This is a genomic window from Roseibium sp. MB-4 (genome assembly GCF_053005265.1).
Map to the genome: position 1 here is coordinate 139080 of NZ_JBRKQB010000004.1, position 14674 is coordinate 153753.

15 protein-coding genes are annotated in these 14674 nt (G+C 57.1%); 10 read left to right on the plus strand and 5 right to left on the minus strand.

Annotated elements, in window-relative coordinates; all coding sequences use genetic code 11:
- Window positions 1-22: 22 nt before the first annotated feature.
- From argH to ACVDG4_RS20150, 4 genes are all read left to right on the plus strand, one after another.
- Entirely contained in the window at window positions 23-1408 is a 1386-nt protein-coding gene (gene argH / locus ACVDG4_RS20135) for an argininosuccinate lyase (protein WP_447236423.1), read from the plus strand.
- A gap of 102 nt (window positions 1409-1510) precedes the next feature.
- A complete protein-coding gene (locus ACVDG4_RS20140; RefSeq protein WP_447236424.1) occupies window positions 1511-1735 on the plus strand; it encodes a hypothetical protein in 225 nt (74 codons plus the stop codon).
- A 48-nt stretch (window positions 1736-1783) separates the two neighbouring features.
- Window positions 1784-3058 carry a diaminopimelate decarboxylase gene (gene lysA, locus ACVDG4_RS20145; protein WP_447236425.1) on the plus strand — a complete coding sequence of 425 codons (1275 nt, stop codon included), beginning with the start codon at window positions 1784-1786 and terminating at the stop codon, window positions 3056-3058.
- Window positions 3059-3190: 132 nt separating this feature from the next.
- Window positions 3191-5788, plus strand: a complete 2598-nt coding sequence (locus tag ACVDG4_RS20150) for a TIGR02302 family protein (protein WP_447236426.1) — start codon at window positions 3191-3193, stop codon at window positions 5786-5788.
- Window positions 5789-5865: 77 nt separating this feature from the next.
- Here the strand turns inward: ACVDG4_RS20150 and ACVDG4_RS20155 are convergent, their stop codons facing one another.
- The 3 genes from ACVDG4_RS20155 to ACVDG4_RS20165 are packed head-to-tail and all read right to left on the minus strand — an operon-like array spanning window position 5866 to window position 7780.
- On the minus strand, window positions 5866-6261 hold the full coding sequence (locus ACVDG4_RS20155; protein ID WP_008196491.1) for a response regulator: 396 nt from the start codon (window positions 6259-6261) through the stop codon (window positions 5866-5868).
- Window positions 6262-6263: 2 nt separating this feature from the next.
- A complete protein-coding gene (gene hpt, locus ACVDG4_RS20160; RefSeq protein WP_409686456.1) occupies window positions 6264-6824 on the minus strand; it encodes a hypoxanthine phosphoribosyltransferase in 561 nt (186 codons plus the stop codon).
- A gap of 2 nt (window positions 6825-6826) precedes the next feature.
- Complete coding sequence (locus ACVDG4_RS20165; protein WP_447236427.1) at window positions 6827-7780, minus strand: zinc-ribbon domain-containing protein; 954 nt, start codon at window positions 7778-7780, stop codon at window positions 6827-6829.
- A 196-nt stretch (window positions 7781-7976) separates the two neighbouring features.
- Between ACVDG4_RS20165 and ftsE the strand changes: the two genes are divergently transcribed.
- Genes ftsE through ACVDG4_RS20185 form a run of 4 tightly spaced genes read left to right on the plus strand, consistent with a single transcriptional unit; the run spans window position 7977 to window position 11293 of the window.
- Window positions 7977-8636, plus strand: coding sequence for a cell division ATP-binding protein FtsE (gene ftsE / locus ACVDG4_RS20170; protein ID WP_133952781.1), 660 nt, complete (start codon window positions 7977-7979; stop codon window positions 8634-8636).
- A 7-nt stretch (window positions 8637-8643) separates the two neighbouring features.
- Window positions 8644-9684 carry a cell division protein FtsX gene (locus ACVDG4_RS20175; RefSeq protein WP_447236428.1) on the plus strand — a complete coding sequence of 347 codons (1041 nt, stop codon included), beginning with the start codon at window positions 8644-8646 and terminating at the stop codon, window positions 9682-9684.
- Between the two features lie 53 nt (window positions 9685-9737).
- Complete coding sequence (locus ACVDG4_RS20180; protein ID WP_306149207.1) at window positions 9738-10469, plus strand: YdcF family protein; 732 nt, start codon at window positions 9738-9740, stop codon at window positions 10467-10469.
- Between the two features lie 56 nt (window positions 10470-10525).
- Window positions 10526-11293: a lysophospholipid acyltransferase family protein gene (locus ACVDG4_RS20185; RefSeq protein ID WP_306149209.1), complete on the plus strand. Its 768-nt coding sequence runs from the start codon at window positions 10526-10528 to the stop codon at window positions 11291-11293.
- Between the two features lie 2 nt (window positions 11294-11295).
- On the opposite strand, the gene ACVDG4_RS20190 is transcribed toward ACVDG4_RS20185, so the two are convergent.
- Complete coding sequence (locus tag ACVDG4_RS20190; RefSeq protein WP_447236429.1) at window positions 11296-11826, minus strand: gamma-glutamylcyclotransferase; 531 nt, start codon at window positions 11824-11826, stop codon at window positions 11296-11298.
- Between the two features lie 126 nt (window positions 11827-11952).
- Between ACVDG4_RS20190 and ACVDG4_RS20195 the strand changes: the two genes are divergently transcribed.
- Complete coding sequence (locus tag ACVDG4_RS20195) at window positions 11953-13002, plus strand: DUF2125 domain-containing protein (protein WP_447236430.1); 1050 nt, start codon at window positions 11953-11955, stop codon at window positions 13000-13002.
- Window positions 13003-13012: 10 nt separating this feature from the next.
- Here the strand turns inward: ACVDG4_RS20195 and ACVDG4_RS20200 are convergent, their stop codons facing one another.
- Window positions 13013-13474 carry a GNAT family N-acetyltransferase gene (locus tag ACVDG4_RS20200; protein ID WP_447236431.1) on the minus strand — a complete coding sequence of 154 codons (462 nt, stop codon included), beginning with the start codon at window positions 13472-13474 and terminating at the stop codon, window positions 13013-13015.
- A 301-nt stretch (window positions 13475-13775) separates the two neighbouring features.
- Here ACVDG4_RS20200 and ACVDG4_RS20205 point away from each other — a divergent pair, with 301 nt between their 5' ends.
- The gene (locus ACVDG4_RS20205; RefSeq protein ID WP_447236432.1) at window positions 13776-14660 is read left to right on the plus strand and encodes an HpcH/HpaI aldolase/citrate lyase family protein; all 885 of its coding nucleotides are present in this window, start codon (window positions 13776-13778) and stop codon (window positions 14658-14660) included.
- The last annotated feature ends 14 nt before the right edge of the window (window positions 14661-14674 follow it).

The following is a 14674-nucleotide window of genomic DNA, read 5'->3' on the forward strand; positions in this document are numbered from 1 at the left end:
GGCGCCTTTCAAAGGACAGGACATGAGCAATCGCATGTGGGGAGGCCGGTTCGCTGAGGGACCGGACGCCATCATGGAGGAAATCAACGCCTCCATCGACTACGACAAGAAGCTATATAAGCAAGACATTGATGGCTCAAAAGCCCATGTGCGCATGCTCGCGGAAAAAGACATTGTGACGCGGGACGATGCCGACAAGATCGTTCAAGGTCTAGACACAATCCTGTCAGAGATCGAAAACGGCGCGTTCAAGTTTTCGCGGGGCTTGGAAGATATTCATATGAATATTGAAGCTCGTTTGGCGGAGCTGATCGGTCCGGCGGCCGGCCGTTTGCACACGGCACGCTCGCGCAACGACCAGGTTGCCACCGATTTCCGGCTTTGGGTCCGCGACACGCTTGACACGCTGGACGCTCAGCTGACGGAACTGATGCAGGTTTTGGCCGAAAAGGCGGATATCCACGCCGCTGACGTCATGCCCGGGTTCACGCACCTGCAATCTGCTCAGCCGGTCACTTTTGGTCATCATCTGCTGGCTTATGTCGAGATGTTTGCCAGGGATCGTGGCCGTGTCCGGGATGCGCGCAAGCGCATGAACGAATGCCCTCTCGGGTCTGCTGCTCTTGCTGGAACGTCCTTTCCGATTGACCGGAAAATGACGGCAGAAGCGCTTGGTTTCGATCGTCCGACCGCAAACTCGCTTGATGCTGTTTCCGATCGGGACTTTGTCATTGAAGCGTTGGGTGCCGCGTCCCTCACAGCCATGCATCTGTCCCGGCTGGCGGAAGAAATTGTTGTTTGGTGCTCGGCTCAGTTCGGCTTTGTGAAGCTGTCTGACAAGTTCTCGACCGGCTCTTCGATCATGCCGCAGAAGAAGAACCCGGATGCCGCCGAACTGGTGCGCGCCAAGACCGGCCGGATCTATGGGTCATTGCAGGCGCTTCTCGTTATGATGAAGGGTCTTCCGTTGGCTTATTCCAAGGACATGCAGGAAGACAAGGAACAGGCTTTTGACGGGCTTGCCAGCATCTCCCTCGCTCTGGCGGCCATGACCGGCATGATGCGCGATCTGGAACCAGTCACGAAGGCCATGAAAAAGGCGGCCGGCTCCGGTTATTCCACGGCAACCGATCTGGCGGACTGGCTCGTGCGGGTTCTGGGCCTGCCATTCCGGGACGCCCACCACGTGACCGGTGCAATTGTTGCGATTGCGGTCAGCAAAGGTATTGAACTGCATAAGGTTTCTCTGGAAGAGATGCAGGGTGTTGAACCGAAGATCACCCAAGAGGTCTTTTCGGTACTGTCGGTCGACAAGTCGGTTCGCAGCCGGGTGAGCTATGGCGGCACATCGCCGGTGAATGTGCGCAAACAGGCGCGCCGCTGGCTGAAAGAGCTGGCCAAGGGCTGAACCCTCTCTCCATTTGCCCCATGACAGCCAAGACTGGTCTTGCCCAATCGGGTCTGTCATGCGAGGAGAAAGCAATAGGAACTCTCCGCCAAAAGGGCTGTAATGGTGACCACGCGCCGCATGATGACTTTCGCGATGACAGGACTATGTCTTGGTCTGCTGCTCACCGGTTGCGGACGAAAGGCGGCCTTGGACACGCCCACGGCCGCTGCGCAGCCGAGCGCAGCAGAGGTTCAAGCCGAAACACAAGGCATTTATACGCCTGAACAACCGGCACCAACGGTAAGCTCTGGTGGCTTTATTCTCGATCCGTTGATCGGCAATTGACAGTCATCACAGGCACTAAGTGAACACAATTCTGCATGAGTAAAACCCTTGCATCATTTTGATTATAAAGGCGGTGCCCTGTTCGCAGAGGACGTGGCCATCGAGGAAATCGCCAGGGAAGTCGGAACGCCGTTCTACGTCTATTCGACGGCGACACTGACCCGGCACTATGAGGTGTTTTCGTCTGCCTTTGCCGACATCCCGTCGCTCGTCTGCTATGCGATGAAAGCCAACTCCAATCAGGCGGTTCTGGCAACACTGGCCCAATTGGGCGCAGGAATGGACGTTGTATCGGAAGGTGAACTGCGCAGGGCGCGGGCAGCAGGTGTTCCGGCGAACAAGATCGTGTTCTCAGGCGTCGGTAAGACGGAAACCGAGCAGGCCTATGCGCTGACCGAGGACATCCTCTGTTTCAACGTGGAATCCGAGCCTGAACTGCATCAGCTCTCCCGCGTCGCGACCCAGATGGGCAAGACAGCCCGGGTCTCCATGCGCATCAACCCCGATGTGGATGCAAAGACCCACGCGAAGATTGCGACCGGCAAGGCGGAAAACAAATTCGGCATCCCATGGCAGCGCGCCCGCGAGGTTTACGCAACTGCTGCAAGCCTGCCGGGCCTGAAGGTCACCGGCATCGACATGCACATCGGTTCGCAGATCACCGAGCTTGAGCCATTTGACAGCGCTTTTGCGCGTTTGGGCGAGTTGATCACGGATCTGCGTGGCCAGGGCCATGCCATCGACCATGTCGATCTTGGTGGCGGATTGGGCATTCCATATGTCACCGACAACGACCCACCACCGCATCCGGATGCCTATGCGGAAGTCGTGAAGAAGCACGTCCGCGAACTTGACTGCAAGGTGATGTTTGAGCCGGGCCGTATGATCGCGGGCAATGCCGGGATCCTTGTCACGCAGGTCATCTATGTGAAGGAAGGTGCCGACAAGAACTTCGTTATTGTCGATGCGGGCATGAATGACCTAATCCGGCCGACCCTTTACGAAGCCTATCACGAGGTTCGCCCGGTTTCAGAGCCGGATGTGAATGCTGAACGATTCACGGCAGATGTTGTCGGTCCGGTCTGTGAAACCGGTGATTTTTTGGCCCAGAACCGGGATATGCCCAAGGTAAATGCCGGTGACATGCTGGCTGTTTATTCTGCAGGGGCTTACGGATCGGTGCAGTCGAGCACATACAATTCACGCCTTTTGGTGCCGGAAGTGCTCGTAAACGCTGATCAATTCGCGGTCATCCGTCCGCGGCCGAGCTACGAAGAACTGCTCGACCTCGACAAAATTCCCGATTGGCTCAAGATTTCTTGACATAATTCTCCGGCAATTAGTTGTTTCAGCAACTTGCCGGAGCGCCCCTGATGCCTCACTCTTATAAGGGTGGACAAAAGCTAGGAGCAGCAGGACGCTATCCGGCGGCCTTGCTTCTGTGAGCATCTGGAGGTGCCTTTGCACACCAATGACGACAAGCCGGATCCGATCCGGAACGAGTCCGTGGAACATGCTGGCTGGCCTGCCCTGATCCGGTCACGGCTGAACCGTCTTGTTCGGCACAGCACATGGGCGCTGTTTGCCGAGCGTTGCTGGCGGGCCCTGTTCCCTCTGTTGATCGTCGTTGTTTTGTTTGTCGGTGTCTCTTGGCTTGGACTATGGCTGGTCCTGCCGGTCTGGATGGGGCCGATTGGTGTTGTCCTGTTCCTGGGGGCCGCCATTTGGGTGTCCCGTGATCTGTTCAAGATCTCCTGGCCGACCCGCGGCGAAGCTTTGACCCGGGTTGAACAATCCTCTGAATATGGTCACCGACCGCTGACCACACTTGAGGATGAACTGTCAGTCGGTGCCGGCGATCGCCAAAGTGAAGCAATCTGGATGCTGCATCAGCGGCGCACGGCACAGGCGCTGGCCGACATCCGCTCCAAAGGCCCGCAGCCCAAAGCCTACCGCCGTGACCCTCTCGCCATTCGCGTTGTCGCGGTGTGCCTTGTCCTGATCGGCTTTTTTGCAGCCGGGCCGCAATTGAATGAGCGCTTGGGGTCTGCGTTCCGCAATCCGTTTACGACCGTTGAACCGCCCAGCCGCCTTGATGCCTGGGTGACGCCGCCGCTCTATACCAGCGAGCCACCAATCTATTTAACCGGTGAAAGCGCGCAGTTGAGAGATCCGGGCGCCCCTATCTCGGTCCCGGAAGGCTCTGTTCTCGTTGTTCGCACACAAGGTGCGAAAGAGCTTGTAATGACCTTCTCGGAAGGGGCTGAGGGGGAACCCGAAGTCATTAATCCCGCAACCGATGGGCCTCAGTCGAGCGCGCAGGCGGGGATGCTGCTTCCAGAAGAACGCCGGTTGACGCTTGAGACGACCGGTATTGTCGATCTGAAGTCTGGTAACGATCCGTTCCTCACCTTTGTCTTTGCCGTCCGCCCGGATGATGCTCCGGTCATCCGCCTGACGGACGACCCGGAAGAGCAGTTGAGCGGGGCGCTGAAGTTTTCTTATCTCGTCAATGACGACTACGGCGTCGTTTCGGCCGAAGCCCGTATCACGCCGTTGCCGGATCCCAACCGGGCTGACGGTCATGTGCCGCGCCCGTTGGTGGATGCCCCTATTTTTCCGCTGTCCCTGCCTCCGCAGGCTGGGACCGCGAAAACAGGCGAAACAATCCGGGATCTGACATCTCACCCCTGGGCCGGGTCTGAAGTGGATTTGAACCTCCTGGCGCGTGATCAGGCTGGACAAGAAGGCATCTCACCACACTACCGGATCACGTTGCCGCAACGCCGGTTCAGCAAACCGCTTGCACGTGCAGTTGTAGAACAGCGGCGCAATCTGGCTCTGGATGCGCAAAATCATCCAACGGTTATCACGTCGTTTGACGCCTTGATGCTGGCCCCGGATGTCTTCGACGTCCAGGCGCGCACTTATCTCGGAATGGACTTCGCCTATCGCCAATTGATCAAGGCGAATACGGACGAAGAGCTCAAAACGCTTCTGCCGTTGTTGTGGGATCTGGCGCTTTCGATCGAGGACGGCGATCTTTCGATGGCAGAGCGGAAGCTGCGCGAGGCACAGGAAGCGTTGCGCAAGGCGTTGGAAGAAGGGGCGAGTGACGAGGAAATCGCGCGGCTTACCCAGGAACTGCGTCAGGCGCTGAGCGAGTATATGCAAGCGCTCGCCGAACAAATGCAGCGCAATCCGCAGGCCATGCAGCCCTTCAACGGTGACCAGCAGTCCCTCAGCCAGCAGGACTTGAGCGAGATGCTGGACCGCATTGAAGAACTCGCCCGCACCGGGTCACGGGATGCTGCCCGTGAACTCTTGGCGCAGATGCAGCAAATGCTGGAAAATCTGCAGGCCGGTCGGCCGCAGATGATGCCAAATAACATGTCCAGCGAAATGATGGAGATGCTCAATGAGCTTGGCGAGATGATCCAACGCCAGCAGCAGCTCATGGATGACACCCATCAGTTCAATCAAGACCAGCAGCAACAGCATCAGGGTGAGCGCCAGCCCGGTCAGCAGGGTCAGCAACAACAAGGGCAGCAGCAACAGCTCACGCAAGAGCAACTACAGCAGATGCTAGATCAGCTTCAGCAGGGCCAGGGCGAATTGGCTCAAAAGCTCCAGGAACTCATGGAGCAGATGAACCAGAATGGCATGGGTCAGAACCAGGCGCTCGGTGAGGCAGGTGAATCCATGGGACAAGCCCAGGAGTCGCTCGGCGAAGGTCAGGGACAACAAGCGCTCGGTCAGCAGGGTGATGCGCTGGATGCTTTGCGGCGCGGCGCGCAAGGCATGACCGAACAAATGATGGGCCAGGGCGAAGGCGCTGGAAATCCAAGCGGACCGTCGCCGATGGACGAAGATCCGCTCGGCCGTCCGCGCCGGACCGAGGGTCCTGACTTCAACAACCGGGTTCAGATCCCTGACGAGATTGATGTTCAGCGGGCTCGCCGGATTCTCGAAGAACTGCGCCGCCGGTTCTCAGATCCGTCCCGCCCGCAGCTTGAGCTGGATTACCTTGAGCGTCTGCTGAAGCGGTACTGATTTGAGTTCGGTATAAAGTAAGGCACAAAAAACCCCGCTCCTGGCGAGGTTTTTTATTCGATTACTGCTGCGACAGTTTAGGCGTAACGGCGGTTCGCCTGTGGCTGCACACCGGAGATTGCACCACGAACCGCAGCGCGAATATCTGCAAGAGAAAACGGCTTTGTGACCACGTCATGCACGAGAGCATCGAGGCCACTGGCCCGCTCCCGCTGGTCCGCAAAGCCTGTCATCAGGAGAATTGGAAGGTTTGGGTAGTCTCGCGCGGTGTGAAGCGCCAATGCGATCCCGTCCATCACAGGCATTTTAATGTCGGAAAGGAGCAGGTCGTAGCTGCCCTTTTCTCTGGTCAGGATCTCCACAGCTTCGCCGCCGTCCTCTGCCGGGTCCACAGTGTGGCCGTCGAGTTCCAGCGCTCTTTTCACGAAGCTGCGCACTGCTTCATCATCTTCTGTAAGAAGAATGCGAGCCATGCTCACTCTCCCGTCTTGCCGTCCGTTGCCTCCGCCTCTGGCGGAATCACGTAACCAATGAAGGGCAATTGCCTCCAGGCGTGCCCCATATCCATACCGTATCCGACGACAAACTTATCAGGACAGGTAAAGCCAACGTAATCAGCAGATATGGCAGCTTTGCGGCGCTCAGGCTTGTCCAGCAAGGCTGCGATCTGTACCGATTTGGCGCCCCGATTGATCAATCGATCTTTCGCAAACGCCAGTGTCCGACCGGATTCTAGGATATCATCCACGAGAATTATGTCCCGGCCGTTAACGTCACTTTCGACATCGCGCAATATACGGATGTCCTGGCTTTCGGTGCCAGCTCCATAAGAAGATAGATGGATGAACTCCATCTCCGGTTCAAGACCCACACGGTGCATCGCGCGCACCAAATCGGCCGCGAAGATAAAACTTCCCTTCAAAACGGCGACCACCAGCAAGCGGTCCGGATCGGCTTTGGTGATCTCCCCCGCGAGCGAGGCGACCCGCTCTGCAATGGTGTCTTCGTCATAAAGCGTGAAAATGTTGGCTGTCATGGTCACTCGAGAACAATATTGCGCTGGTCGCGATCTACGAACCGCACCTGAATGTCGGAAGCACCGTCCGGCGGATCCGCCAAAATGGTTCTGAACCGGGTTTCATCAAGGGCGTTCAGGTTTTTGGTTCGGGGTTCGACGGTCCAGGCATAAACTTCCTGAAAGTCTGCGCTTCGTATGGACAACCGGACCGCGGGGACGCTGTTTCTTTCTTTCTGTAGGTTTCGAATGGAGCCTTCTACTACAAGAACACGCCGCCCGTCTTCTACTTCCATAAATGTTCTGAGATTTCTGAATTCCAATCCGCGCAAGTTCACATCCAGGCCGACCATGCTGTACAGGCTCGCAAGGTCCGGGGATTGTTTGACCAACGTATCGCGCATCAAAACCAGCATTACAGTCATGGCAAGCGCTCCGCCGAGCAGCAATACGCCCCCAATACGGCGGTAGTTCCGCCGCAAGAGCCAATCAATGATTGCGCCAATTCTGTTTGTCCGGAACTTGTCCGGATTGACTATGATCTTGGGCCGCTTTGCCAGTGTCTCGATATCTGCGGATTTGGGATCGGCGTCTGGTGCTGCTTCTGCGGCTGATTTTTGAGAGCTGGGTTCAGCCTTGGACGGCGATGTGTCCTTTTTCGGTGGCTTGACGTCCGCAACCGGCCCTGGGTCGTCCTCTGCGGCAAAGTCATCCTGATCGTCTACGCCAGCATCCGCATCGGCTGCCCAATCTTCTTCATCCTTGGCGGTGTCTGTTTTGTTGTCAGCCGCCGGCTTGCCCGGGCTATCGTCTTCCGCGGCATCCGCTTCGAATGCGGCCGTGTCCTTGTCTTCATCTTTGGGAGAAACGAACCACCGGTTGCCGCACTTGGCGCATTTCACACTGCGACCTTCTGGCCCAAGGGCTTCAGGTTTAATTCCATAGGAGGTATTGCAGTCCGGACAGGTGATCTTCATCTGAGAAGACCTTTCGCCATGGCATCTTCAAACTGTGTCACAGTGTAATCGATCAGCGTGGATTCCGGCATGAAATATTGGACAACGGCCAGTGCGTTCGATCACGGACTTTCCACCGCATAGTGGACCTTTATATGTTTAATGCTTCGTTAACGGCGCGCGGTTAGCGTGCAGCCCATCAACAGGAGTCGCGGGCGTGATCCGTTTCGAAAATGTCGGATTAAGATATGGCATGGGTCCGGAGATCCTGCAGGACCTCACATTTCAGATCGAGCCGCAATCCTTTCAGTTTCTGACCGGGCCGTCAGGTGCCGGAAAAACCAGCTTGATCCGGCTGCTGTTCATGTCCTTGCGCCCGACGCGCGGGCTGATCAACGTGTTTGGCCGCGACATGAGTGTGATCAGCAAGCAGGAACTGCCAGCCCTCCGGCGCAAGGTTGGGGTGGTGTTTCAGGACTTCCGTTTGCTGGACCATCTGACGACTTACGAAAACGTAGCCTTGCCGCTTCGGGTTGCCGGGAAGGATGAAGCTGAATATCGCTCCGATGTGATCGACCTTCTAAAATGGGTTGGGCTTGGCGACAGAATGCATGTATTACCGCCAGTCTTGTCCGGCGGGGAGAAGCAGCGCGCCGCGATTGCCCGCGCCTTGATCACCCGTCCGGAAGTTCTGTTGGCCGATGAGCCGACCGGCAACGTTGACCCGCCTCTTGCCCGGCGTCTATTGCGCCTTTTTATCGAACTCAACAAACTTGGAACGTCCGTTGTCATTGCAACGCATGATATTGCACTCTTGGAACAGGTGGATGCTCGGCGGATGGTCCTTGCCGAGGGTCGCCTTACCATTTTCGATTAGGCTGGCAATGGCAGGGTCTAAAAAACAAGACGGCAAAAAAGCTCCGGAAATCTCAGTCCGGCCGCAGCGGAAGACGGGCCGGCCCAAGAAACCTGCCCGTAAGCCCGCGCCGAAATCGAAATCGGCCCCCAAAGGGGATGCTGCAAAACTCCGCCCCTCCGCAGCGATTGTACCACCGCAGTCGGTGGCAGGGCGCGCACTCACACTCGTTGTTGCGATCATGAGTTTCCTCGCCTGTCTGACAGTTGGCGCAGTATCGATCGTCTGGGATGCCGCCGACGCGTGGCAAAACGACCTCGTGCGCGAGATCACGATCCAGATCCGCCCGACAGAAGGCGTCGATATGCTGCGCGAGATCGACAAGGCTGTTGCGCTTGCACAAGAGTTCTCCGGAATTGATAGCGTGCGCGCGCTTTCAGATTCCGAAACAAAGGCACTCTTGGAGCCGTGGCTTGGCGATGGTCTGCAGCTCGACGGCTTGCCGGTGCCGCGGCTTATTCAGATCACCATTGCAGATCCATCCCTTTTGAATCTTAAGCAACTCCGGGCGACCATCCGGCAGAATGTGACGGGCGCGAGCGTGGATGACCATTCGGTCTGGACATCCAGGTTGTCTGCGATGGCTGGAACGGTCGTTGCTGGCGGCTTTGCGATCATGCTGCTCGTGTTGGGATCCATGGTCCTCAGTGTTGTCTTTGCAACACAAGCAGCGATGGCCGGAAACAAGGACGTGGTCTCCGTGCTCCATTTTGTCGGCGCGGAAGACACCTTCATTGCGCGGGAATTCCAGCGGCACTTCCTTGTGCTGGGCCTGAAAGGTGGCGTTTCGGGCGGCCTGGCGTCGATCGTTTGCTTTGTGCTTTTGGATATGATGACCCGCCAAGGAACTGGACAGGCTGGTTCCGACCAGCTCTCCGCCCTATTTGGAACAGTATCTGTAAGTTTGCCGGGCTACTTTGGCGTCTTTGGTGTGGTGTTTCTGGTCGCCGTGTTGACGGCATTGACATCCGGCCTCGCGGTGAAGGCACATTTGGCGAAAGTGGATTGATTTTTGCGTGAAAATGCCGCGAAATTGGCCGAATCATCTTCTACGGTCTTCTTATGACACAGGCAGATCCCGCGATTGATGCGGGTGGCAAAAATGGGACAACCCTGCCGGTCACCCGGCTCGACCCTGGCGGACATGCGCCGGGGAGTTCCGCTTCTTGCGCCTCTGTGACGGAAGATGCACGGGAAAAACGGCGATTCGCTCTGCGAACGTTTCTTGTGGCGTGTGTCACCGTTTTCGTCGTTGGAACAACGATCCAATTTGCGAACTTTGCCAACAGGGTCTCAACGGCAACCGTTCCTTTGAGCCCGCAAGCTGATGCGATCGTGGTTCTGACCGGTGGTCAGGAACGTGTCAGCGAGGCCGTCCGATTGCTGGAAGAAGGCCATGCCGGGCGCCTGCTCATTTCGGGCGTGCATCCTGGAACAACACGCAAACAGATTGCTGTCGTCACCGCATCTGCGAAACCGCTGGAAGAAGGCAGCGTGGAGTTGGACCGGGTTGCCTTGAACACGGCTGGCAACGCGACCGAGACTGCAAACTGGGTTCGCAAGAACGGGTTCGATTCTCTCCTTGTGGTCACAAGCGCGTATCATTTGCCGCGCGCAACTGCAGAACTGTCGGGTGCGCTGCCTGATGTGACGCTGATCGGCTACCCGGTCTTTGCCAAGGACCTTCAACTTGAGGCCTGGCACACAAAGCCCGCCACGATCCGTCTTCTCATCCGTGAATATGTGAAGTATACCGTCGCACGACTTCGAATTGCCGTGCGCAGCATGAGCTGAGCTCTTAACCTGCGGCGTTTCAGCGGCGGTTGATCCTTACAAGCTTCACAGGTCCCATGCTCGTACTGCGCTCAACGGTTTTTCAGATCCTGTTCTACTCAGTCACGCTGATTCAGATGCTGTTGTATCTGCCGGTTCTCCTGTTGCCCCGCAAATGGGGCTGGTGGATCCCGCATGTCTGGTCCAAATCGTTGATCCTTCTGATGAAATATGTGGCGGGACTCAATGTGGAGATCCGCGGCCGGGAAAACCTGCCGAGTGTTGGTTACATCGCGGCGATGAAACACCAGTCCGCATGGGAAACCGTGGGTCTTATTCCGTTGTTTCCAAGGCCGGCATTCATCCTGAAGCGTGAACTCAACTGGCTGCCTTTCTTCGGCTGGTACACAATGAAGTTCGATCAGATCCCGATCAATCGCGGCAAACGCTCCGAAGCACTCGCTGCTATGATGGAAGCCGCGAAGGAAAAGATTGCAGATAAACGCCAGATTCTGATTTTCCCGGAAGGCACGCGCCGTCCCGCCGGTGCGGAGCCCAAATACAAGTTCGGGATTGCGCATCTTTACAAGAACCTGGAGTGCCCTGTTGTCCCTATCGCGCATAACGCGGGCGTTTATTGGCCGCGGGCATCCTTCATGGTTCACCCTGGAACGGTCATTGTCGAGATCTTGCCGCCAATCCTGCCGGGTTTGGAAGCGCAAGAGCTCTACGACACAATGATCGAAAAGATCGAAACCGCCAGCAATCGCCTGATCGAGGAAGCCCGCTCCGCCGATAACCCGTCGCCGGTTTTGAAAAACATTCCAGCCTCGACAGGTGCCTGACCCTAACGTTTCGTGACAGTTTTTAACTGTTCGGCGAGCCAAGTCAGCCCGGTATCGGTGATCTGCATCTCATCGAGGTGAGCCGCCGTGTTGATGACGTACTCCGGGTTCGGTCCGGATTTCCCGACGGCGCCGTTGACGATTTCGAGCTGTTTCTCCAGGGGCAAGGCACCTGCATATTGCGGATGGCCATGATCGACCATGTAAACCAGGGCTTCCACCTTCCGGCCACTGTCCAGAGAGATGTTGTGCCAGTGCTCCTTGTAGACCATGGTCGTTTGCTCGCGGGCGCGAAGGTATTCGAGCGTTGTCGGCCAGTTCTCCGTTGCGACCTGATAGGCCATGCCCCGACAGGTGCCGCCATTGTCGAGTCCGAAGACAAGCCCAGGCCGGGCTTCAGTGCCCCGGTGGACCCACGAATAAACGCATAAGGACCGATGGGCGCCGTGCAGAAGGGCAGGTTCGGCATGCAAGTGGTCAAATCCCGGGTTCCACATCAATGACCCGTAGCCAAACACCCAAAAATCGCTCATATCATCCTGTCTCTTCGCTGCCGCCCGGTCTCAAGCCATGTGGTTACGGACATGCCGGGATACCAAGCGTTGCCGGTCGTTTCAATGCTGCCGCGATTTGTTTGATGTCTGAAGGAGAATTCATTCGTGTCTTCTGATACTGCCGCCGGAAAAACACCAAGCAAACGTAAGTACCTTGTTCTGATCGGGGTCATCGTCATCGTGGTTGCCGGTTGGTCCGGAGCCTGGGCTTACGGACGCACTGTTCTGGCCGATCAGCTGGACATGCAATTCGGCCGGTTCTCCGAGCAAGGGACAGAAGTCACGTGTAGTGACCTAACGATCGGCGGTTATCCATGGCGCTACGAAATCCGCTGTGATGATTTGAAATCACTTGGTTTGTCCGGCAGCGAAAGTGCCGTGGGCGGTCTGACCGCAGTCGCGCTGGTCTACAATCCCTGGCATGTCATTTTCGAGGCCGCAACACCGGCAGCCGTATCGTTGCCTCTGGCGGGTATTTCCGGCGAATTGACCTGGGAAACAGCTCGAGCCAGCGCCAGATATTCCACCGAAGCGCTCGGAAAGGTCGATGTTGTTGTTACCAAGCCGGCTTTGAGAGTTCAAAACCCTGCCGCCGAAGCACGGGTCGTGTCCGAAAAGGCCGAATTTCATTTGCGTCCGTCGCCAGAGACGACCGGTGCAGTCGATGGGTTTTTCTCCATTGATGGCCTGATGGTGGAACAGCTGCCGTCACTGACCAATCCGGTGGATGCACGGATGCATCTACAGGTCCTCAATGGCGCACCGTTGTTGTCTGGTGCCGACCTGCGCTCGCTTGTGCTGGCAAATGGCGGCGAATTGCCAGTGCGATTGGTCTTGGCCGAAGTGGCGCTAGGCGCGAGCCGTTTTGGCGGTAGGGGCGATCTGACTGTGAACGGGGCCGGGGTTTTGTCCGGCACATTGACGCTTACCCTCGTTCAACCTGGCGACATGCTGAACTCCATCCGGCCACTCTTTCCGCCGAACAGCAATGAATTCAGTATTGTAGAAAGCCTGTTGTCCAGTCTTCAACCGACTGGAACGGACCATCACGGTGATCCCGCGATCGAGATACCGCTTTTGATCGACAACGGTCTGATGCGGATGGGATTTGTCACGCTTGGCCGGATCCCACCCCTGTTTCAGGCGGGATCCTGAGGCCGATGGATCAGTCGCCGGCAATCCGGTCGATCGGAATGACGTAGCTTTTGCGGTGATCCGGTTCGGCGATCTTTTCATAGAGCGCGACCGCTGGCGTGTTTTTGCCCGGGACAATCCAGCGCAGGTGCAGCCAACCGCGGCTTTGACCTTCACTCACCAGTGTTTCGATGAGTTTCCGGCCGATCCCTTGATTGCGATGGTCCGGATGGACATAGATGTCATCCAGCTGGCCGATCCGGAGGCCTGTGATCAGTTCCGGCAAGTCGAAATAGACGGCAAAACCGATCAGCGCATCGCCGTTGAACGCGCCAAGCACCTCTGCGGTTTTGTCGACGAGGATCCGTTCGGCATAGAACTCGTCAGGCCGGCGCGGGGCGCCGCGTTTCAGGGCCTGTGCATTTTCGGCAATGAGCGGGGCAAGCTGATGGGCGTCATCCAGCCCGAGAGCCTTGATTTCCGTCTTGCTCATGAAATCTCCGGAGATAGGGGACAGAAGAGACGCCCAACATGTCCAAAAGGCGTTCGGTGATCAAGGACTTGAATCAAAATAGCCTGATGGTCGTTTGTTTTTCCGGAAATCATGATTTCATCTGCCCAAATCAAGAGTGCGAAAGGAAGGTCTCAATTCGGAGCCGACGCTCTGGCCTCTCAATCTGCCCTTTCAGAAAACTGCGCCGGGTACCGCAGCGGAGTGAGCCAAAAGGCGAGTGGATTCCACTGATCGTTGCCGTTAGCGTGCTGCGCAGCAACAAGAACCACGGACGCCTTTCATGAGTGAGACTTTCAAGCCCCGCCGCTCCGCCCTGTACATGCCGGGGTCCAACGCCCGCGCGCTCGAAAAAGCCAAGACCCTTGATGTGGACTGCCTGCTTCTGGATCTCGAAGATGCAGTGGCGCCAGATGCAAAGGAAACAGCGCGTCAGCAGATCGTGACTGCGGTCTCGGAAGGCGGATATGGCGAGCGGGAAGTGGTTATCCGGATCAATGGTCTGGACACTGTCTGGGGCGATGACGATCTGAAGGCTGCCGTCAGAGCAAATCCGGATGCGATCCTCGTTCCCAAGGTGAATGGCCCGGCTGATCTGCAAAAAGTCGCGCATCTTTTGTCGATGCATGGCGCGTCGAGCTCAATCCAGCTTTGGGCGATGATGGAAACGCCGGAGGCCATGCTGAATGCTGGCGCCATTGGGGCCTGTGGACGGGATCCGGAAGTCCGCCTGTCCTGCTTTGTCATGGGCACCAATGATCTGGCCAAGGAAACACGCGCGCGGTTGGCGCCGGGCCGGGCGGTCATGATGCCGTGGCTGATGACCTGTGTCGCGGCGGCGCGGGCTGGTGGGATCGACATCCTTGATGGCGTCTACAACGCATTTCAGGACGAGGAAGGCTTTGCCGCAGAATGTGCGCAGGGCGCTGAAATGGGAATGGACGGAAAAACCCTGATCCATCCGAAACAGATCGGGTCCTGCCACGCGTCGTTCAGCCCGACAGAGGACGAAGTGGCTTGGGCACGCAAGATCAACGAGATATTTGACCTTCCTGAAAATGCATCGAAAGGCGCAATTCAGGTGGACGGAAAGATGGTTGAACGGCTACATGCGGACATGGGCAAGCGGGTGATTGCGATTGCAGACGCCATCGCGGCCCGCTCGTAGACGATTCGGAGAGT